We start from the raw sequence: 25,834 nt of genomic DNA on the forward strand, positions 1-25,834 counted from the left end.
GGCCGGACGTGGTGGGTCAGAACCGCCTGGTCACAGGCTGATCGCTACTGCTCGACCGATCAGTTGTCGACCGGGCGGACCCGGATCCAGGTCTCCAGGTAGTTCGAGGACTCGTTCTCGACCTCGATGCTGGTACCGGTCTTCGGGACGTCCACGCCGCTGTACGGGTTGTCCTTGGACCACCACGACTTCAGGTCCGAGAACTCGTCGACACCCTTGGCCTTCGGGACGATCGTCTCGACGCCGTTCTTGTGCAGGGTCAGCTGGCTGGTCTTGCGCGAGCCGAAGGTCGAGTCGTAACCCTGCATGCGCGGACGCAGCAGGGCGCCGTCGCTCCACTTGAGCGGGGTCGGGTGCGAGTCGATCGGCAGGATCAGACCGTGGCCCGGGTGGGCGCTGACGTTGTTGTTGGGCTGCGACTCGTCCCAGAACCAGATCAGCAGACCGGGCTGGTACGGGTAGTACTCGACCCACTTCGGCCGGCTGTTGCCCCAACCGAAGTTGTACGGGCCGGTCTTCAGGGTCTGGTCGAAGGAGACGTACTGGCGGTTCTCCGCGATGTAGTACTGCCCGTAGTCCTTGGTGTAGCTGCCGGCGAAGCGGGTGAAGCCCTTGGCCACCCAGCCGTTGTCACCGTTCTCGACGTCGTCGCTGAAGATCGTCGAACCGTCGGCGGTCACCGAGATGTCGTCGACGGCGAAGCCGCGGTAGTGCAGGCCACCGTCGGTGGTGTTGTGGAAGCGGACCTTGACGGCCTTGCCGGCGTAGGCGTCCAGCGAGAAGGACACGTCGCCCCAGGCGGCGGTGAGACCGGTCAGGGCCGCGCGGCCGCCGGCGTCCTTCGCGATCGGCTTGCCGTTCCAGGTGCCGTCCAGGGCGGTCCAGTTGGTGCCGCCGTCGGTGGAGACCTCGGCGAAGGCGTAGTCGAAGTTCGCCTCCAGCTCGTACCAGGCCTTGGCGTTCAGGCTGGCCTTGGTCTTGCCGGTCAGGTCGATGTCACGGGTGAGCGTGACGTTCAGGTTGTCGTCGCTGCCGCTCCACCACTCGGTCTTGCCCGAAGCGGGCTTGTTGATGTCGGTGGGGATGGTCTTCTTCGGCAGCTCGACGACCAGGGCCTGCGGCAGGTTGCTGTTGTACTCGACCGGGCCGATGTGGTGGGTCGACTCGGTGCCGGCCTTGGCCTTGTCGAACTTCAGCCAGCCGAGCTTGAGCTTGCTCCACGCGTCGAGGTCGTTCGGCATGTCGCCGATGGCGCCCTTGCCCTCGCCGAGCCAGGAACCGGAGGACATCAGCGACCAGAAGCCGACCGAGTTGTCGATGCCGGTGCCGGCGGTGTCGTAGAGGTCCGGCAGACCGAGGTCGTGGCCGTACTCGTGGGCGAAGACGCCGAGGCCGCCGTTCTCTGGCTGCATCGTGTAGTCGCCGATCCAGAAGCCGGAGTCGCCGACCTGGACGCCGCCGAGCTTGTTGTCGGCCGGGCCCGCCTGGCCGTTCAGGTTGCCGTAGGCGTACGCGCGGTGGGCCCACAGGGCCTTGTTGCCCTGCTTGCCGCCGCCGGCCGACTTGTCCTCACCGGCGTGCACGATCTGGAAGTGGTCGATGTACCCGTCGGGCTGGTTGAAGTTCCCGTCGTTGTGGGAGCCGTAGCGGTCCCACTGGTCGTACGACGCCAGGGTGGCCTTGACCTGCTCCTTGGTCTGGCCCTTGGCGATCTGGTCCTTGTACCAGATGTCCACGGCGTCGCGGATCAGGTCCTGGGCGCTGTCGCAGACGTTGGAGCCGCAGTAGTCCGAGCCGTACCGGGCCTCGTTCCACGGCACCCGCACCCAGTCCGAGACCGTGCCGTCGACCGAGTAGCGGCCCGAGGACTGCTTCTCGTAGAAGGTCTTCAGCGAGGGCTTGTCCTTGGAGAAGTACAGGTCCTGGAAGTGCTGCTGGTTGTAGTCGGCCTGCCAGGCGGTCGAGTTGTCGTTGGCGCGGTCCGGCTTCTCGATCTCGTTGTGCTTCGGGCCGGGCTCACCGCCGTACATGACCTTGCCGTCGGCGGTCTTGGTGGTGTTGTCCACCTGGTCGCCGAAGTCGACCAGGATGGTGAAGATCTTGTCCGTGCGCTCGCGACCGAGCTCCACGTACTTGTCCTTGCCCAGCTTGATGCTGCTGCTGCCGTTGTGCTGCTCGACCTGGGCGGTGCCCGCGATCAGCTGCTCGGTGGCGGCCTTCTGCTCGGCCTCGACCTTCTCGGTCAGCGGGCCCGGCAGGTTGTGTTCGATGTTGGCGGACTGGACGGCGTCGGCCGGGTCCCTGGGCGCGGGAGCCGAGCCCGCGGCGACGGCGGTGGCCGGGAACAGGCCCGCGCCGAGAGTGACTATGACCGCTGCGGCCGTGGCAGCCGCAGCGGATCTCCTGATGTTCTTCAACGTTGTGACGTCCTCCCCGACCGGGGCCAGCTCTTGGCCAAAGCCCGGCAAACCAAAATGAAAGACAGGTGGACGTCATTTGATACAAGCGTGGACAGAAAAGATAGCCCTTGACCATGACATGGCCACGGCGCTATCCTGCGCAACTTCCCATCAGCTGACCATATGTCAACCGTATGTCCGTTAAAGCTTACTGAGAAATCGGACGCACCCGCACCAGCCCGCCGCGGGGCCATCCGCCCTCGTCCAGGGGCGCCCCCGGTCAGGCCGGCCGGAACGCGCCGAGCCCCCGGCGCGGACGCCGGGGGCTCGGTAGCTGTGAAGTTGTCTGTTAAATGTTGCTACTTCGTCAGGTCCGGACCGGACGAGGCGACCGCGGCCGGGGTGTCCGCGACGGCCGACTTCTCCTCACCGCGGAAGGTGAACTTGGCCTCCTTGCCCTCACCCTCGACACCGACGACCACGATGTGGCCGGCCCGCAGCTCGCCGAAGAGGATCTTCTCGGAGAGGTGGTCCTCGATCTCGCGCTGGATGGTGCGGCGCAGCGGCCGGGCGCCCAGGATCGGGTCGTAGCCGCGCTTGGCCAGCAGCTTCTTGGCCTCGACGCTGAGCTCCAGGCCCATGTCCTTGTCCTTGAGGCGGCCGTCCACCTTCTCGATCATCAGGTCGACGATCTGGATGATGTCTTCCTCGGACAGCTGGTGGAACACCACGATGTCGTCGACACGGTTCAGGAACTCGGGGCGGAAGTGCTGCTTGAGCTCCTCGCCGACCTTCGCCTTCATCCGCTCGTACCCGGTCGTGGAGTCACCCGTGGCCGCGAAGCCCAGGTTGAAGCCCTTGGAGATGTCCCGGGTGCCGAGGTTGGTCGTCATGATGATGACGGTGTTCTTGAAGTCGACCACGCGGCCCTGGGAGTCGGTCAGGCGACCGTCCTCCAGGATCTGCAGCAGCGAGTTGAAGATGTCCGGGTGGGCCTTCTCGACCTCGTCGAAGAGGACGACGGAGAACGGCTTGCGGCGGACCTTCTCGGTCAGCTGGCCGCCCTCCTCGTAGCCCACGTACCCGGGGGGCGAACCGAAGAGCCGGGAGACGGTGTGCTTCTCGGAGAACTCGGACATGTCGAGCGCGATCAGCGCGTCCTCGTCGCCGAAGAGGAACTCGGCGAGCGTCTTGGACAGCTCGGTCTTACCGACGCCGGACGGGCCGGCGAAGATGAACGAGCCGCCGGGGCGCTTCGGGTCCTTGAGGCCCGCACGGGTGCGCCGGATGGCCTGGGAGAGCGCCTTGATGGCGTCCTTCTGGCCGATGACGCGCTTGTGCAGCTCGTCCTCCATGCGCAGCAGCCGCGAGGTCTCCTCCTCGGTCAGCTTGAAGACCGGGATGCCGGTGGCGGTGGCCAGGACCTCGGCGATGAGCTCCTCGTTGACCTCCGCGACGACGTCCATGTCGCCGGCCTTCCACTCCTTCTCGCGCTTGGCCTTGGCCTGGAGGAGCTGCTTCTCGTCGTCGCGCAGGGACGCGGCCTTCTCGAAGTCCTGCGCGTCGATCGCGCTCTCCTTCTCGCGGCGCACGTCGGCGATCTTCTCGTCGAACTCGCGCAGGTCCGGCGGCGCGGTCATCCGGCGGATGCGCATTCGGGAGCCGGCCTCGTCGATCAGGTCGATCGCCTTGTCCGGCAGGAAGCGGTCCGAGATGTAGCGGTCGGCCAGGGTGGCGGCGGCGACCAGCGCGGAGTCCGTGATGGAGACCCGGTGGTGGGCCTCGTAGCGGTCGCGCAGACCCTTGAGGATCTCGATGGTGTGCGGCAGCGACGGCTCGGCGACCTGGATCGGCTGGAAGCGGCGCTCCAGCGCGGCGTCCTTCTCCAGGTGCTTGCGGTACTCGTCCAGGGTGGTGGCACCGATGGTCTGCAGCTCGCCGCGGGCCAGCATCGGCTTGAGGATGCTGGCGGCGTCGATGGCGCCCTCGGCGGCGCCCGCGCCGACCAGGGTGTGCAGCTCGTCGATGAACAGGATGATGTCGCCGCGGGTGCGGATCTCCTTGAGCACCTTCTTCAGGCGCTCCTCGAAGTCACCGCGGTAGCGCGAGCCGGCCACCAGGGCGCCCAGGTCCAGCGTGTAGAGCTGCTTGTCCTTGAGCGTCTCCGGGACCTCGCCCTTGACGATCGCCTGCGCCAGGCCCTCGACCACGGCGGTCTTGCCCACGCCGGGCTCGCCGATCAGGACCGGGTTGTTCTTGGTGCGGCGGGACAGCACCTGCATGACCCGCTCGATCTCCTTCTCGCGCCCGATGACCGGGTCGAGCTTGGCCTCGCGGGCGGCCTGGGTGAGGTTGCGGCCGAACTGGTCCAGGACCAGCGAGGTCGACGGGGTGCCCTCGGCGGGCCCGCCGGCCGTGGCCGACTCCTTGCCGCCGCCGGTCTGGTAGCCGGAGAGCAGCTGGATGACCTGCTGGCGCACCCGGTTGAGGTCGGCGCCCAGCTTGACCAGGACCTGGGCGGCGACGCCCTCGCCCTCGCGGATCAGACCGAGCAGGATGTGCTCGGTGCCGATGTAGTTGTGGCCGAGCTGCAGCGCCTCCCGGAGCGACAGCTCCAGGACCTTCTTCGCCCGCGGGGTGAAGGGAATGTGGCCGGACGGGGCCTGCTGCCCCTGGCCGATGATCTCCTCGACCTGCTGGCGCACGGCCTCAAGGGAAATCCCGAGGCTCTCCAGGGCCTTGGCGGCGACGCCCTCGCCCTCGTGGATCAGACCCAGGAGGATGTGCTCGGTGCCGATGTAGTTGTGGTTGAGCATCCGGGCTTCTTCCTGAGCCAGGACGACAACCCGCCGCGCGCGGTCGGTGAACCTCTCGAACATCGTTTATCGCTCCTCAGAGCGGTCGGGCAGTTCGGGGTCGGTCCCCGCCCTGTCCTTCCGCATGCTAGTCCCGCTCAGCGGCGCGGCCCACGGATTCACTCCCCGGTACGGGAGCGAGATGCTGCGCGACCAGCCGACACCAATCCCAACCTGATGCTGGGAAACGGTGTTCCCACAGGTGGCCCGGATGCACCGGATACCGCTACGCCATCGGCGAACAAGAGCCGCCGGGGCGGAGCCGGGCCGTCTCCGGCCGGTCACGCATACTGCCCCTGGACGGGTCGAAGAACCCGTCCACCTGCATTCATACCCGGTATCGGGGCGCTTCTCGCGCAGTTTCCGCGGTGGCGGTGTTCGCCTGGCGAGAAGTCGCGTCGCGGCGACGGCGGTTCGGCACGGCCGGTGCGGCAGGTACGCCGCCCGGTGGTGCCGGCGTTACCGCTTCGCCCTTACAGCGTTGCACAGCTCGTGATTGTTCCGCCGCCCGAGCCCGCGCCCCGGACGCCCCCCGGTACCGGTGGCCCTGCGGCCCCCGGGGTGCGCGCCGCGGGGCGCGGAGGAGAGTCCTCCGCGCCCCGCGCATGTGTCGTCGGCGCCGTGTGCGGCCGCCGGGGCCCCGCATCCGCTCCGGCGTTCCGGCGGCGCCGGGGTCAGGACGCGTTGGCCTTGTCGTAGGCCTCGCGGACGGTGCTCGGCACCCGGCCGCGGTCGTTGACCTCCATGCCCTGCTCCTTGGCCCACGCGCGGATCTTCGCGGTGTCCGGCGCGCTGCCGGAGGGGCGCGGCGCGGTGCCGCGACCCGGGCGCCGCGGGCCGGCGAGCCGGCCGCTCTGCTTGCGGCCCTTCTCCACGTACGGCGCCAGCAGACCGCGCAGCTTGTCCGCGTTGACGCTCTTCAGGTCGATCTCGTAGGCAACGCCGTCGAGCGCGAACGTCACCGTCTCGTCCGCCGAACCACCGTCGAGATCGTCTTCAAGAATGACCTGCACCCTCTGTGCCACGGGCTTCCCTTTCCGCTAAACGACCCATTGCCTAAGGAAAGGAAAGCGCCTTTCTCCGGAAAACACAAACCCTTGACCGGCGCGGACCCGCTCAGAGGTGCAGCAGCATGCGCGAGTTGCCCAGTGTGTTGGGCTTCACCCGCTCCAGGTCAAGGAACTCCGCGACACCTTCATCGTACGAGCGGAGAAGTTCTTCATAGACATCCGTAGCGATCGCCGCCGGGTCTGTCGTACCATCATCGGTTTCCTGAAGCTCTCCGATCTCGACGAAACCGTGTTTCGCGAAGAACGGAACCTCGAACGTCAAGCAGAAAATCCGACGGACGCCGAGCCAGCGCGCGGTCTGCAGCAGCTTCTCCAGCAGCAGATGTCCGACCCCGAAGCCCCGGCAGGACGGATCGACGGCGAGCGTGCGGACCTCGGCCAGGTCCTCCCACATCACGTGCAGGGCGCCGCAGGCCACCACCGCACCGGTGTCGTCGCGTTCGGCGACCCAGAACTCCTGGACGGATTCGAACAGTGTGACTGTGGGCTTGTCGAGCAGAATGCCGTCGCGTGAGTAGGCGTCGATGAGCCCGCGTACGGTCCGCACGTCCGTGGTCCGCGCACGGCGGATGGTGACCTCCATGGCCGGGACGTTATCGTGTCGCGCCCGGCGGGGTCTCCCCGGTATCCGGTCCCGGCTCCGCGGATTCGGCGGGGGGCGGATCCGGCGGGAACAGAGCGGTGACCCGCAAGGCGTCCCGCAGTGCCTCGCGCTGCCCGGGCGACATCAGGCCGAAGAAGTGGACCAGGGCCGCGGCCGGATTGTCACTGGTGGCCCACGCGTCGTTCATCAGCGCAGCGGTGTACGCCTCGCGGGACGAGACCGGTTCATATCGATAGGCCCGGCCGACCCGCTCGCGGCGCAGCCAGCCCTTTCTGTGGAGCTTGTCCAGGACGGTCATCACCGTGGTGTAGGCGATTTCGCGTTCCGACTGCAGATCCAGGAGAACCTCGCGAACCGTCACCGGCCGGTTCCACTGCCACACCCGGGTCATGATGGCGTTCTCAAGTTCACCGAGTTGCCGGACCATAGTGCGGCCAGGATAGGGAGTGAATGGGGCAAATCTTGTGAAGTGCGCCAAACCGGCGCGCCGCCACCCCCGGAATCGGGAATGGCGGCGCGTCGGTGGTTCGGCGGCTGACGGTGTCAGTCGCGGGTTCGCTCGCGGGTCAGTCGAGGTCTTCCTTGGCCTTCTGGGCTCCGCCCTGGCTGCGGATGATGGCCCGCACCAGGAATCCGAAGCCGATCGCCATGACCAGCGGCGGCACGATCGCGCTGACGTAGTCCATCAGTCACTCCTCCTCGGTCTTCTCCGCCGTCGCGGCGGAAGCCTTCGCCTCCGGCTTCACCAACGGGAAGAGCACGGTCTCCCGGATGTTCTTGCCGGTCAGCAGCATGATCAGGCGGTCCACCCCGAGGCCGAGGCCGCCGGTGGGCGGCATCGCGTACTCCAGGGCCCGCAGGAAGTCCTCGTCGATCTGCATCGCCTCGACGTCGCCGCCGGCCGCCAGCAGGGACTGCGCGGTCAGGCGGGCGCGCTGCTCGACCGGGTCGACCAGCTCGGAGTAGGCGGTGCCGATCTCGGTGCCGAAGATCACCAGGTCCCACTTCTCGGCCACGCCCGGCACCGAGCGGTGCTGGCGGGTCAGCGGGGAGACCTCGGTCGGGTAGTCCTTGATGAAGGTCGGCCGGACGGCGTTCTCCTCCAGCAGGCGCTCGACCATCTCCAGCACGATCTGACCGTGGCCCCAGTCCTTGTCGAACGGGATGCCGTGGTCGAAGGCCAGCTTGCGCAGCTCCTCGACGCCGGTCTCCGGGGTGACCTCGACGCCCAGGCGGGCGGAGATGCCCGGGTAGACGGAGACCTCCTCCCACGGCTCGGCCAGGTCGATCTCGTGCTCGACGCCGTGCGCGTCCAGGCCCTTGATCACCGTGGTGCCCAGCGCGTCCCGGGCCGCGTTGACGATCGTCTCGCGGATCAGCTCGGCCTGGGTGTCGTAGTCGCCGTACGCCTCGTACGACTCCAGCGAGGTGAACTCCGGGTTGTGGGTGGAGTCCGCGCCCTCGTTGCGGAAGTTGCGGTTGATCTCGAAGACCTTCTCGGCGCCGCCGACCACCAGCCGCTTGAGGTACAGCTCGGGGGCGATGCGCATGTAGAGGTCGATGTCGTACGCGTTGATGTGCGTCTTGAACGGGCGGGCGTTGGCACCGCCGTGCACCGGCTGCAGCATCGGGGTCTCGACCTCGATGTAGCCGCGGTCCTCGTAGGTGCGGCGGATCGAGCGGACCACCTTGCTGCGCAGGTGCAGGATCTCGCGGGCCTCGGGGTTGACGATCAGGTCGACGTACCGCTGGCGGACCCGGGCCTCCGGGTCGGTCAGGCCCTTGTGCTTGTCCGGCAGCGGGCGCAGGCACTTGGCGGTGAGCTCCCAGCGGTCCACCATCACGGACAGCTCGCCGCGCTTGGAGGTGATCACCTCGCCCTCGACGCCGACCTGGTCGCCCAGGTCGATGTCCGTCTTCCAGGCCGCCAGCCGCTCCGCGCCCAGCTTGTCCAGGGAGAACATCACCTGGAGGTCGCCGGTGCCGTCGCGCAGCGTGGCGAAGCAGAGCTTGCCGCCGGTGCGGGAGAGGATCACCCGGCCGGTGACGCCGGCCCGCTCACCGGTCGCGGTGTCGGGTTCCAGGTCCGGGTGCTTGGCACGCAGGTCCGCGATGGTGCTGGTGCGGGGGAAACCGACCGGGTAGGGGTCGACACCGGCCGCCCGGAGCCGGTCCAGCTTCTCGCGCCGGACGCGCATCTGCTCGGGAAGGTCGTCGGTCGCGGGGATGGGGCTCTGATCGCTCACCCCACAAGGGTAGCCAGCCACACACCGTGCTCCGCCACGGGATAACGCGGGAGGGGGACCGCGTCGGCGGTCCCCCTCCTCGGGCGCGGGCGGCTCAGCCGGTGCCGGTGGCGAGTTCGATCTCGTCGGGGTCCGGCGCGGCCGGGGGCGCGGGGTGGGCGGGGGGCTTGGGGCGGCGCCCGAAGAGTTCGGCCGGGGTGGGCATCCGGTGCGGGCGGGGCGGGTTCTGGGGGGCGGTGGGCCGCTCGGCGGGGGAGTCGGTGCTGCTCATCGTGATCCGTCCTCCAACAGGGGTGGGGAGACTGCTCGGGGGTGCGGCGGGGCTCGGTACGACGACGAGGTGGCGGGGCTGCCCGGTGGTGAGGGCGAGCCGCTCGCGGACGGCGGCCTCGGCCAGCGCGTGGCAGCGGCCGGCCAGCCGGGAGCGGCGGGCGCGTTCGCCGTGGCCGCACGGCTGGCGGGTCAGCCCGCGCAGCGCGGTGAGGTCCTCCGGGCCGGGCAGGTAGCCGTCGGTCACGGCCTCCTCCAGGCGTTCCAGGTAGCCGGGGGCGCTGCCGGGCAGGGCCGCCCGGTAGCGCCCGAGGTCGGCGAGCAGGAAGGCGCGCAGCCGGCCGCCCTCCTGGACGGCCTCGTCGATCGCCTCGGTCAGACGCAGCGCGTCCTGGACGTCCTCCGCCCACAGCTCGGCGCCCGGGCCGGCGAACACCGGACGGTCGGGGAGCTGGAGGTGGACGGGGACGGCGGGGTGCAGGGCTTGGGCGAGGGCGCGGCGCAGCACGCGGACTTCGTCGGCGCTGAAGGCCATGCCGCCGCGCGATCCGTGTGGCGTAGGCATGGGCTGACACTACGTGAGGAATATCCGATTTGTCGGTAACGTCGCGCCGACGCCCCACGTTCGGCCCGGCGGAATCGGCCGCGGGGGTGGGGGAGGACGCGCGTCGGCGCCCCCCGGACGGACCGGGGGGCGCCGACGGCGGGCCCAGGGCGTGTCCTGGGGGCCGGTCAGGCCGGGCGGTTGCGCTCGAAGACCAGGCGCAGGCCGATCAGGGTGAGCCAGGGCTCGTGGACGTCGATGGTGGAGGCCTCGCCGAGGACCAGGGGGGCCAGCCCGCCGGTGGCGATCACCTGGACGTCGTCCGGGTCCTTGGACAGCTCCTTGGCCATCCGGTCGACCAGGCCGTCGACCTGCCCCGCGAAGCCGTACAGGATGCCGGACTGCATGCCCTCGACGGTGTTCTTGCCGATCACGTTGCGGGGCCGGGCCAGCTCGATCTTGCGCAGCTGGGCGCCGCGGACGCCGAGCGCCTCCACCGAGATCTCGATGCCGGGGGCGATCGCGCCGCCCACGTAGTCGCCGCGGGCGTTGACGGCGTCGAAGGTGGTGGCGGTGCCGAAGTCGACCACGATGCACGGGCCGCCGTACAGGTGGTTGGCGGCCAGGGCGTTGACGATCCGGTCGGCGCCGACCTCCTTGGGGTTGTCCATCAGGACGTGCACCCCGGTCTTCACGCCGGGCTCCACGATCACCGCGGGGACGTCGCCGTAGTAGCGGCGGGTCACCTCGCGGAGCTCGTGGAGCACGGCGGGAACGGACGAGCAGATCGCCAGGCCCTCCACCGCGGCCTCCCGGACCGCGGTGTGGTTGCCCATCAACCCCTGTAGCAGCACTGCCAGTTCATCGGCGGTGCGGCGCGAATCGGTCGAGATCCGCCAGTGTTCCACCACGTCCTCGCCGTCGAACAGGCCGAGCGTGGTCTGGGTGTTGCCGACGTCGATGGTGAGGAGCATGGGGCGCTTTCTGCGAGTCGGGACGAGAGGTCAGGCGCGCAGGTCGAGGCCGATGTCCAGGATCGGCGAGGAGTGGGTGAGCGCGCCCACCGCCAGGTAGTCGACACCAGTCTGGGCGACCTCGCGCGCGGTGGCCAGGGTCAGGCCGCCGGAGGCCTCCAGCTTCGCCCGGCCGGCCACCAGCTCGACGGCCTCCTTCAGCTGCGGGACGGTGAAGTTGTCCAGCAGGATCAGGTCGGCACCGGCCGCCAGCACCGGCGGGATCTGCTCCAGGGTGTCGACCTCGATCTCGACCGGCAGGTCGGGGTAGGCGGCCTTGACGGCTCGGAAGGCCTCGGCGACGCCGCCGGCCGCGACCACGTGGTTGTCCTTGACCAGGGCGGCGTCGGACAGGGCCATCCGGTGGTTGGCGCCGCCGCCGCAGCGCACCGCGAACTTCTCCAGCGCGCGCAGGCCCGGGGTGGTCTTGCGGGTGTCCCGGACGACGGCGCCGGTACCCTCCAGGGCGTCGGCCCAGGCGCGGGTCGCGGTGGCGATGCCGGACAGGTGGCACAGCAGGTTGAGCGCGCTGCGCTCGGCGGTGAGCAGGTCGCGGGTGCGGGAGCGGACCGACAGCAGGACCTGGCCGGCCTCGACCCGGTCGCCGTCCTGGACGTGCCGCTCGACCTCGAACTCCTCCTCGCAGATCAGCGAGACGACCGCCTCGGCGATCCGCAGGCCGGCCACCACGCCGGCCTGGCGGGCGGTGAAGTCGGCGGTGGCGACGGCCTCGGCGGGCACGGTGGCCACCGAGGTGACGTCCTCGCCGCCGGCCAGGTCCTCGGCCAGCGCCAGGGTGGCGATGTCCTCGACCTCGATCGGGTCCAGTCCGGCCTGCTCCAGCAGCTCGGCCAGCTGCGGGTCCAGGCCGGTCTCGTAGCCCTCGCCGTCCCCGCAGGCGCAGCCGTCGCCGCAGCCGCCCTGGGCGTCGGCCAGGGGGAGTTCCTCGTGGGAGTGGGTCATGGTTCTACTGCTCCTCAGGGGTGCTGACGGGGCCGCCGGAGGCGGTGAGGGTGGTGATCAGGTGGCGCCGCCAGTGGGCGTCGTCGCGCTCGGGGAAGTCCTCGCGCCAGTGGCAGCCGCGGGTCTCCTCGCGCTGCGCGGCGGCCGCGACCAGCGCGGTGGCGACCAGCAGCAGGTTGGCGGCCTCCCAGGTCTCCACCCGCGGGTCGGCGGGCTTCTCCTCGGCGACGTGCGCGTGGGCCTGCTCGGCGAGCAGGGCCAGCCCGGCGGCGGCGTCGGCCATCGAGGCGGCCGAGCGCAGCACGCCGGCGCCGCGCGACATCAGCCGCTGGATGTCGGCGCGCGACTCGGGGGCGGGCAGCGGGACCGGCTGTGCGGCGCGGGCGGCGGCGACGTCCACGGTGCGCTCGGGCAGTGTGCCGCGGTGGTGCCGGTCGGCGAGGTCGGCGGCGATCCGCTCGGCGAAGACCAGGCCCTCCAGCAGCGAGTTGGAGGCCAGCCGGTTGGCGCCGTGCACCCCGGTGCAGGCGACCTCGCCGCAGGCGTACAGGCCGGGGACGCTGGTGCGGCCGTGCCGGTCGGTGCGGATGCCGCCGGAGGCGTAGTGCGCGGCCGGGGCGACCGGGATCGGCTCGGTGACCGGGTCGATGCCGTGCGCGCGGCAGGAGGCGAAGATGGTCGGGAATCGCTGCTGCCACATCTCGGCGCCGAAGTGCCGCCCGTCCAGGTACATGTGCTCGGCGCCCAGTTCCTGCATGCGCCGGGTGATCGCCTTGGCGACGATGTCGCGCGGGGCCAGCTCGGCCAGCTCGTGCTGCCCGAGCATGAAGCGGGTGCCGTGCGCGTCCACCAGGTGGGCGCCCTCGCCGCGGACGGCCTCGGAGACCAGCGGCTGCTGGCCCTCGGCCTCGGGGCCGAGCCAGAGCACGGTCGGGTGGAACTGGACGAACTCCAGGTCGGTGACGGCGGCGCCGGCCCGCAGGGCGAGCGCCACGCCGTCACCGGTGGAGACCGCCGGGTTGGTGGTGGCGGAGAAGACCTGGCCCATGCCGCCGGTGGCGAGGACCACCGCGCGGGCCCGGACGGCGCCGACGCCGTCGCGCTGGCCCTCGCCCATCACGTGCAGGGTGAGGCCGGCGGCGTGCCCGTCGGCGTCGGTGAGCAGGTCGAGGACGAGGGCGTGCTCGATCAGCTCGACGCCGGGGTCGCTGCGGACGGCCTCCACCAGGGCGCGCGATATCTCGGCGCCGGTGGCGTCCCCGCCGGCGTGCGCGATCCGGCGGCGGTGGTGGCCGCCCTCGCGGGTGAGCAGGATCTCGCCGTCGGCGCTGCGGTCGAAGGCGGCGCCGACGGCGATCAGCCGGCGGACGGCGTCCGGGCCCTCGGTGACCAGGGTGCGCACGGCCTCCTCGTCACAGATCCCGGCGCCGGCCACCAGGGTGTCGTCCAGGTGCTGCTCGGGGGTGTCGCCCTCGCCCAGGGCGGCCGCGATGCCGCCCTGGGCCCAGCGGGTGGAGCCGTCGTCCAGCATCGCCTTGGTGACCACCAGGGTCCGCAGGCCGGCCTTGCGGGCGTTGAGGGCGACGGTGAGGCCGGCCACTCCGGAGCCGACCACGACCACGTCGGTGGTGGCGGTCCAGCCTGGGGCCGGGGCGGTGAGGCGGTGCGTGGCGGACATGGCGTCAGTGGCTCCTTCAGCGCGCGGCGGTCGGGGCCGCGCCGTTGCCGTCACCGTACGCCTCGTCGCCGCGGAGCAGTCCGGTGCCCTCCGGGGCCTCGGCGGGGTCGCCGCCCAGGCCGGTGATCCGGTTCCGCTCGTCCACGAAGACGATGCTCGGTTCGTAGCCCTTGGCCTCGGCGGTGTCCATCTGCCCGTAGGCGATGAGTATGACCAGGTCGCCGGGGTGGACCAGGCGGGCGGCGGCGCCGTTGATGCCGATCACGCCGGAGCCGCGCGGGCCGGCGATGGTGTAGGTCTCCAGCCGGGCCCCGTTGTTGATGTCGACGATGTGGACCAGCTCGCCGGGGAGCAGGTCGGCGGCGTCGAGCAGGTCCTCGTCCACCGTGACGGAGCCGACGTAGTGCAGGTCGGCCTGGGTCACGGTGGCCCGGTGGATCTTGGACTTGAGCATGGTGCGGAGCATTGCGGGTCACGCCTCCTGTGAGTGCATGCCTGAAGGGGGGAGCTCTTGCCGAACGGTTCCGTGCTGGGTGGCCGGCTGCCTGGGGCCGGACAGGGCCTAGCGGCAGATGACGTGGACGTTGTCGATCAGGCGGGTGGAACCCACCTTCGCGGCGACGGCCAGCACCGCCGCGCCCTGGAAGTCGTCCGCCGCTTCGCTGAAGTCGTGCGGGTCGATCAGGGCGAGGTAGTCGAGGGTGATGCCTTCGGCCGCGTCCAGGACGGCCGAGGCGGCCTCGCGGACGGCCTTCGGGCCCTGGGCGGCGGCGTCCCGGCCGGCGAACAGCGCCTTGGAGAGGGCGAGGGCCTGCTCGCGCTCGTCGGCGGAGAGGTAGCGGTTGCGCGAGGAGCGCGCCAGCCCGTCCTCCTCGCGGGCGGTCGGCACCCCGACCACCTCGACGTCGAAGTCCAGGTCGGCGACCATCCGCTGGATGATCGCGAGCTGCTGCGCGTCCTTCTCGCCGAAGAACGCGAAGTCCGGGTCGGTGATGTGCAGCAGCTTGGCGACGACGGTCAGCACGCCGTCGAAGTGGCCGGGGCGGGTGGCGCCCTCGAAGCGCTCGCCCATCGGGCCGGCCGACAGGCGCACCTGCGGCTGGCCGTTCGGGTACACCTCGTCGACGGAGGGCGCGAACACCACGTCGGCGCCGTTCTCCTCGGCCAGCTTCACGTCCTCGTCCAGGCTGCGCGGGTAGCGCTCCAGGTCCTCGGCCGGGCCGAACTGCAGCGGGTTGACGAAGACCGTCACCGCCACCCGGCCCTCCTGCCCGACCTGCTTGCGGGCGGCCCGGATCAGCGCCGCGTGGCCCTCGTGCAGCGCGCCCATGGTCATCACGACGGCGTTGTCGACCGGGCGCTCGTCCGGCCAGAACGCGGCCTCGAAGTCGTCCACGGTGCGGGTGACGACGGCCCGGTGGACCTTCGGCGCCCGCTGGGTCCTGACCGGCTGCTTTCCGCGTGCCATTAGCGATTCTCCTCGTTCAGTACGTCCAGCAGCGCCGCCGCCGACGCTTCGTCGATCGTCCCGTTGGCGAGCGCCCGCTGCGCGGTGGCGCGGGCCATCGCCCGGTAGGCCGCCGGGATGTCCGGGGACACCGTACTGAGCTGCGCCAGGTGGCGCCGCACGGTGCCCGCGTCGCCCCGGGCGACCGGGCCGGTGAGGGCCGCGTCGCCGGAGCGCAGGCTGTTGTCCAGGGCGGCGCCGAGCAGCGGGCCGAGCAGTCGGCCGGGCTCGGCGACGCCGGCCGTGCGCAGCAGGTCCATCGCCTGCGCGACCAGGGTGACCAGGTGGTTCGCGCCGTGCGCGAGGGCCGTGTGGTAGAGCGGGCGGACCTGCTCGGGCACCCACTCCGGCTCGCCGCCCATCTCCACCACCAGCGCCTCGGCGACCGGCCGCAGCTCCTCGGGGGCGGTCACCCCGAACGGGCAGCCGGCCAGCCGGTCCAGGTCGACGGAGGTGCCGGTGAAGGTCATCGCCGGGTGCAGGGCCAGCGGCAGCGCCCCGGCCAGGGTGGCGGGCTCCAGGATGCCGACGCCGTGCGCGCCGGAGGTGTGCACCAGCAGCTGCCCGGGGCGGACGGCGCCGGTCGCGACGAGGCCGGCCACCAGGTCGGCCAGCGTGTCGTCCGGCACGGTGAGCAGTACCAGGTCGGCGGCGGCCAGCACCTGCGGCGGGGTGACGATCCGTACCCCGGGCAGCAGTGCCTCGGCGCGGCGGCGGGAGGTGGCGGACACCCCGGAGGCGGCGACCACGGTGTGCCCGGCGAGCTGCAGGGCGGCGCCCAGCGCCGGGCCGACCCGGCCGGTGCCGACCACGCCGACGGCCAGCCGGGCCGGGCGGTTGCCGGGGTCGGTCGGGTCGTCGGGGTGGCCCGGGTCGTTCAGGTGGCGCGGATCGCCGAAGCCGTCGGCGAGCGGGGCGAACCCGCCGTCGGCGGCGTGGTCGGCACTGTCGGACGTGTTCACGGCCCGGCCCTCGTCCTTAGCTCCTCGTTCCGGTCCTCTTCGGGTACCGGACGTACCGGCCCATTCTACGGGCGCTCAGCCGGTCCTCCACGGGGTGCTCCACGGGATGCCCGGGGATGCGCGGGGATGCCCCGGGGCGCTCAGTCCGTCGCCCCGGCCCGGATCAGCCCGGCCTCGTAGGCGAGCACCACGGCCTGGACCCGGTCGCGCAGGCCGAGCTTGGCCAGGATCCGGCCGACGTGGGTCTTCACGGTGGCCTCGGAGAGCACCAGCCGGGCCGCGATCTCGCCGTTCGACAGCCCCTGGGCGACCAGCAGGAACACCTCCCGCTCCCGCTCGGTCAGCGGCCCGAGGGCGTCCGCGCCGGGCGCGCTCTGCGGGGTCGGCAGCACCTCGGCGAAGCGGTCGATCATGCGGCGGGTGGTGGTCGGCGCGACCACCGCGTCCCCGCCGTGCACCGCGCGGATCGCGGCCACCAGCTCGGTCGGCGGGACGTCCTTGAGCAGGAAGCCGCTGGCGCCGGCCTTGAGCGCGGCGAAGGCGTACTCGTCCAGGTCGAAGGTGGTCAGGATGAGCACGTGCGGGGCGTTGGGCACGGGGCTGCCGTCCTCGGCCAGGCAGATCCGGCGGGTGGTCTGCACCCCGTCCAGGCGCGGCATCCGCACGTCCATCAGGATCACGTCCACCTCGGTGTGCCGCAGCTGCTCCAGGGCCCGGGAGCCGTCGCCGGCCTCGGCGACGATCTCGATGTCGCCCTGCGACTGCAGGATCATCCGAAAACCGGTGCGCAGCAGTTCCTGGTCGTCGACGAGCATCACGCGGATGGTCAAGGTGGCTCCTTCAGGGGGCGTCGGGGGGACCGGGGGGTTAGTGGGCCGCCTTGAGCGGCAGGATGGCGCGGATCCGGAAGCCGCCGCCGGGGCGGGGGCCCACGTCGAGGCTGCCGCTGACCATGCCGACCCGCTCGCGCATGCCGATCAGGCCGTGGCCGAGGCCGTCCGTGCCGCCGGTGGCCAGGTGCTCGTCGGTGCTGCCGCGGCCGTCGTCCTCGACCAGGACGGCCAGCTCGCGCTCGCCGAAGTCGACCGCGACCCGGGCGTGCACGTCGGGGCCGCCGTGCTTGCGGACGTTGGTCAGCGCCTCCTGGACGATCCGGTAGACCGTCAGCTCGACGCCGCGCGGCAGCTCGCGCGGATGCCCGGAGGTCGCGTAGTCCACCTGCAGCCCGGCCGTGCGGACCTGCTCCAGCAGCTCCGGCAGTTCCTCGACGCCCGGCTGCGGCACGTACTCCTCGGCGGTGTCGGCGGTGCGCAGCACGCCCAGCAGGCGGCGCATCTCGACCAGCGCCTGCCGGCCGGTGGACGCGATCGTGCCGAGCGCCTCCTTCGCCTGCTGCGGCGAGTTGTCGAGCACGTACGCGGCGCCGTCGGCCTGGACGATCATCACCGAGACGTTGTGCGCGACCACGTCGTGCAGCTCGCGGGCGATCCGGGCGCGCTCGGCGGCCACCGCGACCTTGGACTGGGCGTCCCGCTCGCGCTCCAGCCGGGCGGCGCGGTCCTCCAGCTCGGTCAGGTAGGCCCGGCGCACCCTGGTCAGCCGCCCCCACGCCCAGCACAGGATGAACGGGGTGCTCATCAGCAGGGTGATCAGCGCCGCCTCGCCGAAGGAGTACGGGCGGGTGTGGAAGTCCCCGGCGCCGTTGGAGACCGTCTTCAGCGGGTGGACCTGCCAGAACACCAGGGGCCCGGCGGCCAGCCCGGCGACCAGCGCCAGCCGGGACGTCCACTTCTGGCCGAAGGCGGCGCCGGTGTACGCGAACACCAGGTAGGCGATGGAGGAGGCGGCCGGGAGGACGTCGGCGGCCACCTGGCCGAGGCCCAGGCCGGTGGCGGCCGCCACGGTGACGTCGGGGAAGCGTCGGCGGAAGACCATGAGCGCGGGCAGCAGCACGGCGATCAGGACCTGTGCGTCGAAGCGCCAGCCGTCGCTGAAGCTGTCGTTCGGCAGCAGGCCGAGGAAGAGCACCGCCGCCGCCCAGGCGGCGTCGACCACCACGGGGTGACGGCGGAGCCAGGCGTTGAGTCGATGCACGTCTCCAGCCTAGGCAGTCACCTGGCGTGTTCAGGTCCGCCGGTAGGGCGATCCGTCCTACTCCGTAGGTCGGAGACGCACCGTACCGGTGGGGAGGGCGCGGACGGCTCCGGGTAGCGTCCCGCGCTATGACTTGGATGCGGTGGGCGCCCGCCATGGAGCAGGCCCTGTACGACCCGGACGGCGGCTTCTACCGCAGGCCGGAGGGCCCCGCCGGGCACTTCCGCACCTCGGTGCACGCCTCGCCGCGGTTCGCCCGCGCGGTGGCCCGGCTACTACTGGAGGTTGACGCCGCCCTGGGCCGTCCGGAGGAGCTGGCCCTCGTCGACGTCGGGGCCGGACGCGGCGAACTGCTCACCGGGGTGCTGGCCGAACTGCCGGGCGAGGTGCTGGCGCGGCTGCGCCCGTACGGCGTGGAGATCGCGCCGCGCCCGGCGGGCCTGCCGTCCACAGCCCTGTGGACGGACGAGGTGCCGCGCGGCCTCACCGGGCTGCTGTTCGCCAACGAATGGCTGGACAACGTGCCGCTGGACGTCGGCGAGGTCGGCGAGGACGGGGTGCTGCGCTACCGGGAGGTGGACACCGGGACCGGCGGGGAGCGGCTCGGCGGGCCCGCCTCGGCGGCCGACGCGGCCTGGGCCGAGCGCTGGTGGCCGGTCGGGCACCCCGGGGACTTCGTGGAGTTCGGCGGCCCCCGGGACGCCGCCTGGGCACGGGCCGTCGCCGGGCTGGAGCGCGGCCTGGCCGTCGCCGTCGACTACGGGCACACCGCCGACCGGCGCCCGCTGTTCGGCACCCTCGCCGGCTTCCGGGGCGGCCGCGAGGTGGCGCCGGTGCCGGACGGCTCCTGCGACGTCACCGCGCACGTCGCCCTGGACTCCGTCGCCGTACCCGGTCTCCACAGCCTGTGGACAACCCAGCGGGACGCCCTGCGCGCCCTCGGCGTGAGCGGCGCCCGGCCGCCGCTCGCGCTCGCCTCCACCGACCCGGTCGGCTACCTGCGGGCGCTCGGCGGGGCCGGCGAGGGCGCCGAACTGACCGACCCGGCCGGGCTCGGCGCCTTCGGCTGGCTCGCCCAGGCCGTCCGCATGCCGGTACCGGAGGCCCTGGCCGCCCTCCCGGGGTGGCAGACTCTGACCTCATGAGGGAGACCACGGTCGGCATCGGGGCGGGAGCCGAGAACTTCACCGGCGAGGCGGGCACCACCGACATGGTGCTCAACATCGGCCCGCAGCACCCTGCCACGCACGGCGTGCTGCGACTGCGGCTGGTGCTCGACGGCGAGCGGATCATCACCGCCGAGCCGGTGATCGGCTACATGCACCGGGGCGCGGAGAAGCTGTTCGAGGCCCGCGACTACCGGCAGATCATCATGCTGGCCAACCGGCACGACTGGCTCTCCGCCTTCGGCAACGAGCTCGGTGTCGTCCTGGGTGTCGAGCGGATGCTCGGCATGGAGGTCCCCGAGCGGGCGGTGTGGATCCGCACCCTGCTCGCCGAGCTCAACCGGGTGCTCAACCACCTGATGTTCCTCGGCTCCTACCCGCTGGAGCTCGGCGGCATCACCCCGATCTTCCACGCCTTCACCGGCCGCGAGGACCTCCAGCACGTCCTGGAGGAGGCCTCCGGCGGGCGCATGCACTACATGTTCAACCGGGTCGGCGGCCTCAAGGAGGACATCCCGGCCGGCTGGCTCGGCCGCGTCCGCACCGCCGTCGCCACCGTCCGCTCCCAGCTGCCGGTCTTCGAGGACCTCGTCCTCGGCAACGAGATCTTCCGTGCCCGCACCGCCGGCGTCGGCACCCTCACCCGGGCCCAGGCCGAGGCGTACGGCGTCAGCGGCCCGATCGCCCGCGCCAGCGGCCTCGACTTCGACCTGCGCCGCGACGAGCCCTACCTCGCGTACGGCTCCGACGAGCTGCGGCAGGTGCTCACCGTGGTCACCCGCGAGGAGGGCGACTGCCTGGCCCGGTTCGAGTGCCTGCTGGAGCAGACCCTCAACTCGCTGGACCTCGCCGACGCCTGCCTCGACAAGATCGCCACCCTGCCGCCCGGCCCGGTCAACCAGCGGCTGCCCAAGGTGCTCAAGGCCCCCGAGGGCAGCACCTACTCCTGGACCGAGAACCCGCTCGGCATCAACGGCTACTACCTGGTCTCGCGCGGCGACAAGACGCCGTGGCGGCTCAAGCTGCGCTCGGCGTCCTTCAACAACGTCCAGGCGCTGACCGAGCTGCTGCCCGGGACGCTGGTCGCGGACATGGTGGCGATCCTCGGGTCGATGTTCTTCGTCGTCGGGGACATCGACAAGTAGGGCCCGGCCCTTCGCGGGCCGGGCCTGCGCAGGGCCGGTGCTTCCCGGGCTCAGCCCTTCTTCGGCCGCTTGACCGGGTCGGCCGGGTGCGGGGCCACCTTGCGGTCGCCCTTGGTGGCGATCCGCTCCGCGCACAGGCCGGCCAGCACGTCGTACGCCGCCTTGCCCATCAGCTCGGTCAGCTCGGGGCGGTAGCTGACGTACACCGGGTCCGGCCCCTGGTGCGCCGCCGGGCTGCCGGTGCACCACCAGTGCAGGTCGTGGCCGCCCGGGCCCCAGCCGCGGCGGTCGTACTCGCCGATCGAGACCTGGAGGTAGCGGGTGTCGTCCGGCCGGTCGATCCAGTCGTAGGTGCGGCGGACCGGCAGCTGCCAGCAGACGTCCGGCTTCGTCTCCAGCGGCTCCCGGCCCTCCTTGAGCGCCAGCGCGTGCAGCGCGCAGCCGGCGCCGCCCGCGAAGCCGGGGCTGTTCACGAAGATGCAGGCCCCGTTCACCCGGCGGGTCTGGCGGTCGCCGTCCTCGTCGAGCATGGTGATGCCGCCGTCGGACCTGATCCGGCCCGCGGCGTCGGTGCCGTGCGCGAAGTTCTCCCACAGCTCGGGCGTCAGCCGCTTCGCGTGGCCGAGGACGCGCTTCTCGTCGTCCTCGTCCGAGTAGTGCGCGCCCAGCGTGCAGCAGCCGTCCGACTCGCCGCGGCCCTCGCGGATGCCGTGGCAGCCCTGGCCGAAGACGCAGCCCCAGCGGGAGGTCAGCCAGGTGAGGTCGCAGCGGAACACCTGCTCCTCGTCGTCGGGGTCGGCGAACTCGACCCAGGCGCGCGGGAAGTCGAGCGGGACCTCGTCACGGGGGATGCCGCCGAGCGGGGCCTCGCCGCGCAGGGTCGGCATCGCCAGGTCGACGGGGGCGGGGGAGGCCTTGGACTTCTTCTTGGACGTTTCTGCTGGTGCCACCCGGCAAGGGTAGAGCCTTCGGGCCGGCCTGCCCGGACCCGTCCGGGTGATCCGGGGTGCGCCGCGGCGCCGGTGGCGGCCGGCCGACCGCAGGCTGGAGGGAACCGCGCGGCACTGTCGGGTTGTCAGATCAGTTTGATGATCTCGCGTTGACCCGTATTGGATGCCCTGGAACACCCCGGATCACCACTGGAGCACCGAGCCGTGACCGCCTCGCCCCGCGCCGCCCAGACGGCCGTCCTCGCCGCCCTCGCGGTCCTGGCCGCCGGGTGCGCCTCCGCGCCCGCACTGCGGGCCCGGTCGGCCGCCGCCGCTCCGCTGTGCGACGCCCCGGTGGTGATCGGCCACCGGGGCGCCCCGCGCAACGCCCCCGAGAACACCATGGCCTCCTTCGAGACCGCCCTCGACCAGGGCGCCGACTGGCTGGAGACCGACGTCCAGACCACCAGGGACGGCGTCCCGGTGCTGATGCACGACCCCACGGTGGACCGCACCACCAACGGCAAGGGCGCCATCGCCGACCTCACCGCCGCCCAGATCGCGGCCCTGCGGGTGACCGTCGGCCCCGGCCCCACCGAGCCCGTCCCCACCCTCCAGGAACTGCTCAAACGCCTCTCCGACAGCAACGCCACCCTGCTGATGGAGATCAAGTGGCAGCGCGCCGAGGACGTCACCCGGATCGCCCGGATCGCCGCCGGCAGTGGTGCCCGGGTCGTCCTCTACTCGTTCTCGGCGGAGCACCTGCGCCAGGCCCACGCCGCCGCGCCCGCCCTGCCGGTCGTGCTGATCCAGGGCTCCGCGATCGCCGAGGACCCGGGTGACCTGCCGCTGCGCGGCATCGCCCTGGACGCGGCGCTGGCCAGCGCCTCCCGGATCGCCGCCGAGCGCAGGGCGGGCCGCGAGGTGTACGTCTGGACGCTCGACGACGAGGAGTCCTGGCAGCTGATGTCGGCCCGGGACGCCGACGGCCTGATCACCGACACCCCGGGCCGGGCCCGCCGCTGGGTGGACACCAACTGCCGCCCCGAGCGCCGGGCCGGACCGCGCGGCCACTGACGCGTCCGGCCGCCGGAGGCCAGGTACGGCCGGGGCCGGTGTGAAGACGGTCGAGACCGGTTTCGCCCGGGGCCGGATCGCGTAGCGTGGAGAGTTATGCGACTCGGTGTACTCGACGTAGGTTCCAACACCGTCCACTTCCTCGTGGTGGACGCCCATCCGGGTGCCGCCCCGCTGCCCGCGTACTCGCACAAGGCCGAACTGCGGCTGGCCGAACTGCTCGACGACGACGGCGCGATAAGCGAGGCCGGCGTCGAACGGCTGGTCGGCCACATCGCCTCGTCGCTGCGGGTCGCGGAGGACAAGGGCGTCGTCGACATCCTGCCGTTCGCCACCTCCGCCGTCCGGGAGGCCGCCAACGGCGAGGAGGTGCTGCGCCGGGTCGCCACCGAGACCGGGGTGGAGCTGCAGGTGCTGTCCGGGCAGGACGAGGCCCGGCTCACGTTCCTGGCCGTCCGGCGCTGGTTCGGCTGGTCCTCGGGCCGACTGCTCAACCTGGACATCGGCGGCGGCTCGCTGGAGATCGCCTGCGGCCTGGACGAGCAGCCCGACGTCGCCTGCTCGCTGCCGCTGGGCGCCGGCCGGCTCACCGCCCGCTGGCTGCCCGGCGACGTCGCCGACCCGGACGGGCTGCGCGGGCTGAGACGCCACATCCGGGCCGAGATGGCCACCGTCGTGGGCGAGGTCGCCCGGCTCGGCGCGCCGCAGCACGCCGTCGCCACCTCCAAGACCTTCAAGCAGCTGGCCCGGATGACCGGCGCCGCCCCCGCCGACGCCGGCCCGTACGCCGACCGCCGGCTCACCCGCAGCGGGCTGTCCGCCTGGCTGCCGCGGCTGTCCTCGATGACCGTCGAGGAGCGGTCGCGGATCCCCGGCGTCTCCGAGGGCCGCGCCAAGCAGCTGCTGGCCGGGGCGCTGGTCGCGGACGCCGCGATGGACCTGTTCGGCCTCGACGAGCTGGACGTCTGCCCGTGGGCGCTGCGCGAGGGCATCATCCTGCGCCGCCTGGACGCCATGGACGGCTCGGCCGACCGCCGCCGTCCGGCCCTCACCCCGTAGGCCCTCGCGCCGCAGGGCGCCACACCGTCGGCCCCGTGGCCCGTCCGGCGGCTCCCGCCGGGGCCGGCCGGGGATCCGGTCCCGTTCGGAGCGCGGTCCGCTTACGCTGTCTCCCGTGGCGCAACCAGCGGGCGAGGACGGGACGCGGGAGGGCCGCGCTCCCGGGGACGGGCAGCCGCGGCCGGACGGCCCGCGCCGCAAACTCGGCAAGGCCGTCAAGGGCGCCACCGGGGCGAAGGCCGCGAAGGCCGTCGAGGCGGCCCGGCGCACCGGGCGCAAGAGCACCGCGCGCAAGGCCGCCGAGAAGCCGTCCGCGGCGGAGCCGAAGACGCCCGTGGGAGGCGCGTCCGGGACGAAACCCGCCGGGGCGAAGCCCGAAGCGAGCAAGCCTGCGGGGGCGAAGCCCGAGGCGCGGAAGTCCGCGGGGACGCGGAAGGCCGCCGCGACCGCCGCCCCCCGGGAGACCCGCACCGCCCGGGCCGCCGGCGCCGCCAAGGCCGCCGTCCAGTCGGTGCGCTCGGTCAAGGCCGCCCGGCGCGACGCCGCCCGCCCGCCGCTGCTGCGCACCACCGACCGGCTGGTGCTGCCGTCGCACCCGGCCCTGCACATCCCCGACACCAAGGTGGTCCTGTCCACCGCGTCGGTGTACCCGGCGAGTACCGCCGTCGCCTTCGAGCTGGCCGCCAAGCTCGGCTACGACGGGGTCGAGGTGATGGTCTGGAACGACCCGGTCAGCCAGGACGTCGAGGCCCTGCGCCGTCTCTCCGACGCCCACCAGATGCCGATCCTGGCCGTGCACGCGCCCTGCCTGCTGATCACCCAGCGGGTGTGGACCACCGACCCGTGGACCAAGCTGGTCCGGGCCCGGGCGGCGGCCGAGAAGCTCGGCGCGAGCGCCGTCGTGGTCCACCCGCCGTTCCGCTGGCAGCGCCAGTACGCCCGGGACTTCGTGACGGGCATCAACCGGATGGCGGGCGAGACCGACGTCCGCTTCGCGGTGGAGAACATGTACCCGTGGCGCTACCGCGACCGCGAGGTGCTGGCCTACGCCCCGGGCTGGGACGTCACCGACGAGGAGTACCGGCACTTCACCATCGACCTCTCGCACGTCGCCACCTCCCGGATCGACGCGTTCGCCATGGTCGAGCGGATGGGCGACCGGCTCGCCCACATCCACCTCGCCGACGGCAGCGGCTCCGGCAAGGACGAGCACCTGATCCCGGGCCGCGGCAAGCAGCCCTGCGCCGAACTGCTGGAGCACCTGGCCCGTACCGGTTTCGACGGCCACGTGGTGCTGGAGGTCAACACCCGCCGCTCCGCGTCCCCCGCCGAACGCGAGGCCGACCTCGCCGAGGCGCTCGCCTTCACCCGCTTGCACCTGGCCACCCCCTCGCGCGTACGCTGAGGAAACGCGCCCGGCTGGGTGCGAACTTCCTTGCGCAAGGGGAGAAATGACGGATCAACAGGACTTCCGGGAGATCGCCCAGAGCTTCGGCGGGGTCGCCGCCGAGTACGACCGGGCCCGCCCCGGCTACCCGGACGGGCTGTTCGAGGCGCTGGAGCGGTTGTCCGGTCGCCGCCTCAAGGGGGCCCGGGTGCTGGACGTCGGCGCCGGTACCGGCATCGCCACCCGACTGCTGGCCGCGCGCGGCGCCGACGTCGTCGCGGTGGAGCCCAACGCGGGCATGGCCGCCCAGTTCCTGGCCTCCTCTCCGGGCCTGCCGCTGGTCAGGGCCGGCGGTGACGAACTGCCGTTCCACGACGACTCCGCGGATCTGGTCAGCTACGCCCAGTCCTTCCACTGGACCCGCACCGAACGGGCCATCCCCGAGGCGATCCGGGTGCTGCGGCCCGGCGGCGCCCTCGCCGTCTGGTGGAACGTGCACGACGAGACCGTGCCCTGGGTCCGGGCCCGGGCGGAGCGGCTGAGTGCCGCGCTGCCCAACTACCACGGCTACGGCCGGACCGCCGAGTTCATCGCCCTGCTCGCCCCGGCCGGGCTGAGGGTCGAACGCGCGGTGCTGCGCTGGGAGCGGCGGATCACCGTCGACCAGGTGCTCGACGACCTGGTCTCCCGCTCGTTCGTGGCCTCGCTCTCCCCGGCCGAGCGCGAACCGGTGCTCGCCGTCGAGCGGCGGGCGATGACCGCCGAGTTCCCGGACGGCTGGGTGGTCGAGCCCTACGTCCTGGAACTGGCGGTGGGCATCACCCCGGCCTGACCCGCACCCCGGCCTGACCCACACCCTGGCCTGA

22 protein-coding genes are annotated in these 25,834 nt (G+C 72.2%); 6 read left to right on the plus strand and 16 right to left on the minus strand.

The window, feature by feature from the left end:
• Window positions 1-59: 59 nt before the first annotated feature.
• The 15 genes from ACFVTF_RS03200 to ACFVTF_RS03270 all read right to left on the minus strand — a co-directional run bounded on the left by ACFVTF_RS03200 (window position 60) and on the right by ACFVTF_RS03270 (window position 18,205).
• A complete protein-coding gene (locus ACFVTF_RS03200) occupies window positions 60-2,417 on the minus strand; it encodes an immune inhibitor A domain-containing protein (protein ID WP_387808242.1) in 2,358 nt (785 codons plus the stop codon).
• A 341-nt stretch (window positions 2,418-2,758) separates the two neighbouring features.
• On the minus strand, window positions 2,759-5,278 hold the full coding sequence (locus ACFVTF_RS03205) for an ATP-dependent Clp protease ATP-binding subunit (RefSeq protein WP_350878400.1): 2,520 nt from the start codon (window positions 5,276-5,278) through the stop codon (window positions 2,759-2,761).
• Between the two features lie 650 nt (window positions 5,279-5,928).
• The gene (locus tag ACFVTF_RS03210; RefSeq protein WP_350878401.1) at window positions 5,929-6,279 is read right to left on the minus strand and encodes an Lsr2 family protein; all 351 of its coding nucleotides are present in this window, start codon (window positions 6,277-6,279) and stop codon (window positions 5,929-5,931) included.
• A gap of 91 nt (window positions 6,280-6,370) precedes the next feature.
• Entirely contained in the window at window positions 6,371-6,907 is a 537-nt protein-coding gene (locus tag ACFVTF_RS03215) for an amino-acid N-acetyltransferase (RefSeq protein ID WP_350878402.1), read from the minus strand.
• Window positions 6,908-6,917: 10 nt separating this feature from the next.
• Window positions 6,918-7,355, minus strand: coding sequence for a BlaI/MecI/CopY family transcriptional regulator (locus tag ACFVTF_RS03220; protein ID WP_363589010.1), 438 nt, complete (start codon window positions 7,353-7,355; stop codon window positions 6,918-6,920).
• A gap of 262 nt (window positions 7,356-7,617) precedes the next feature.
• Complete coding sequence (gene lysX, locus ACFVTF_RS03225) at window positions 7,618-9,174, minus strand: bifunctional lysylphosphatidylglycerol synthetase/lysine--tRNA ligase LysX (RefSeq protein ID WP_079135798.1); 1,557 nt, start codon at window positions 9,172-9,174, stop codon at window positions 7,618-7,620.
• Window positions 9,175-9,268: 94 nt separating this feature from the next.
• The gene (locus ACFVTF_RS03230; RefSeq protein ID WP_363589008.1) at window positions 9,269-10,009 is read right to left on the minus strand and encodes a hypothetical protein; all 741 of its coding nucleotides are present in this window, start codon (window positions 10,007-10,009) and stop codon (window positions 9,269-9,271) included.
• Window positions 10,010-10,176: 167 nt separating this feature from the next.
• Window positions 10,177-10,962 (minus strand): type III pantothenate kinase, encoded by a 786-nt coding sequence (locus ACFVTF_RS03235; protein ID WP_350878407.1) that lies wholly within the window; start codon window positions 10,960-10,962, stop codon window positions 10,177-10,179.
• Window positions 10,963-10,992: 30 nt separating this feature from the next.
• The gene (nadC, locus tag ACFVTF_RS03240; RefSeq protein WP_063348830.1) at window positions 10,993-11,964 is read right to left on the minus strand and encodes a carboxylating nicotinate-nucleotide diphosphorylase; all 972 of its coding nucleotides are present in this window, start codon (window positions 11,962-11,964) and stop codon (window positions 10,993-10,995) included.
• Between the two features lie 4 nt (window positions 11,965-11,968).
• Window positions 11,969-13,642, minus strand: coding sequence for an L-aspartate oxidase (locus tag ACFVTF_RS03245; protein WP_387808249.1), 1,674 nt, complete (start codon window positions 13,640-13,642; stop codon window positions 11,969-11,971).
• Window positions 13,643-13,658: 16 nt separating this feature from the next.
• A complete protein-coding gene (panD, locus tag ACFVTF_RS03250) occupies window positions 13,659-14,108 on the minus strand; it encodes an aspartate 1-decarboxylase (RefSeq protein WP_371518283.1) in 450 nt (149 codons plus the stop codon).
• Window positions 14,109-14,204: 96 nt separating this feature from the next.
• Window positions 14,205-15,110 (minus strand): pantoate--beta-alanine ligase, encoded by a 906-nt coding sequence (gene panC, locus ACFVTF_RS03255; protein WP_371518284.1) that lies wholly within the window; start codon window positions 15,108-15,110, stop codon window positions 14,205-14,207.
• Entirely contained in the window at window positions 15,110-16,030 is a 921-nt protein-coding gene (locus ACFVTF_RS03260) for a Rossmann-like and DUF2520 domain-containing protein (RefSeq protein WP_387808334.1), read from the minus strand. Before ACFVTF_RS03260 ends, panC begins: the two co-directional genes overlap by 1 nt.
• Window positions 16,031-16,251: 221 nt before the next feature.
• Complete coding sequence (locus ACFVTF_RS03265) at window positions 16,252-16,941, minus strand: response regulator (RefSeq protein WP_387808254.1); 690 nt, start codon at window positions 16,939-16,941, stop codon at window positions 16,252-16,254.
• 37 nt (window positions 16,942-16,978) lie between these two features.
• Window positions 16,979-18,205: a sensor histidine kinase gene (locus ACFVTF_RS03270; protein ID WP_371518285.1), complete on the minus strand. Its 1,227-nt coding sequence runs from the start codon at window positions 18,203-18,205 to the stop codon at window positions 16,979-16,981.
• Window positions 18,206-18,333: 128 nt separating this feature from the next.
• Between ACFVTF_RS03270 and ACFVTF_RS03275 the strand changes: the two genes are divergently transcribed.
• Both ACFVTF_RS03275 and ACFVTF_RS03280 read left to right on the plus strand, forming a co-directional pair.
• The gene (locus tag ACFVTF_RS03275) at window positions 18,334-19,350 is read left to right on the plus strand and encodes an SAM-dependent methyltransferase (protein ID WP_387808257.1); all 1,017 of its coding nucleotides are present in this window, start codon (window positions 18,334-18,336) and stop codon (window positions 19,348-19,350) included.
• Window positions 19,347-20,516 carry an NADH-quinone oxidoreductase subunit D gene (locus tag ACFVTF_RS03280; RefSeq protein ID WP_371518288.1) on the plus strand — a complete coding sequence of 390 codons (1,170 nt, stop codon included), beginning with the start codon at window positions 19,347-19,349 and terminating at the stop codon, window positions 20,514-20,516. Before ACFVTF_RS03275 ends, ACFVTF_RS03280 begins: the two co-directional genes overlap by 4 nt.
• A gap of 50 nt (window positions 20,517-20,566) precedes the next feature.
• Here the strand turns inward: ACFVTF_RS03280 and ACFVTF_RS03285 are convergent, their stop codons facing one another.
• A complete protein-coding gene (locus ACFVTF_RS03285; RefSeq protein WP_371522767.1) occupies window positions 20,567-21,403 on the minus strand; it encodes a hypothetical protein in 837 nt (278 codons plus the stop codon).
• 267 nt (window positions 21,404-21,670) lie between these two features.
• Between ACFVTF_RS03285 and ACFVTF_RS03290 the strand changes: the two genes are divergently transcribed.
• From ACFVTF_RS03290 to ACFVTF_RS03305, 4 genes are all read left to right on the plus strand, one after another.
• A complete protein-coding gene (locus ACFVTF_RS03290) occupies window positions 21,671-22,522 on the plus strand; it encodes a glycerophosphodiester phosphodiesterase (protein WP_387808260.1) in 852 nt (283 codons plus the stop codon).
• 96 nt (window positions 22,523-22,618) lie between these two features.
• A complete protein-coding gene (locus ACFVTF_RS03295; protein ID WP_371518292.1) occupies window positions 22,619-23,581 on the plus strand; it encodes a Ppx/GppA family phosphatase in 963 nt (320 codons plus the stop codon).
• A 577-nt stretch (window positions 23,582-24,158) separates the two neighbouring features.
• On the plus strand, window positions 24,159-24,986 hold the full coding sequence (locus tag ACFVTF_RS03300) for a sugar phosphate isomerase/epimerase family protein (RefSeq protein WP_371522769.1): 828 nt from the start codon (window positions 24,159-24,161) through the stop codon (window positions 24,984-24,986).
• A gap of 46 nt (window positions 24,987-25,032) precedes the next feature.
• Window positions 25,033-25,800, plus strand: a complete 768-nt coding sequence (locus tag ACFVTF_RS03305; RefSeq protein ID WP_387808263.1) for a class I SAM-dependent methyltransferase — start codon at window positions 25,033-25,035, stop codon at window positions 25,798-25,800.
• Window positions 25,801-25,834 lie beyond the last annotated feature (34 nt).

Origin of the sequence: Kitasatospora sp. NPDC057940, from assembly GCF_042887425.1 — a bacterium.
Taxonomy (GTDB): domain Bacteria; phylum Actinomycetota; class Actinomycetes; order Streptomycetales; family Streptomycetaceae; genus Kitasatospora.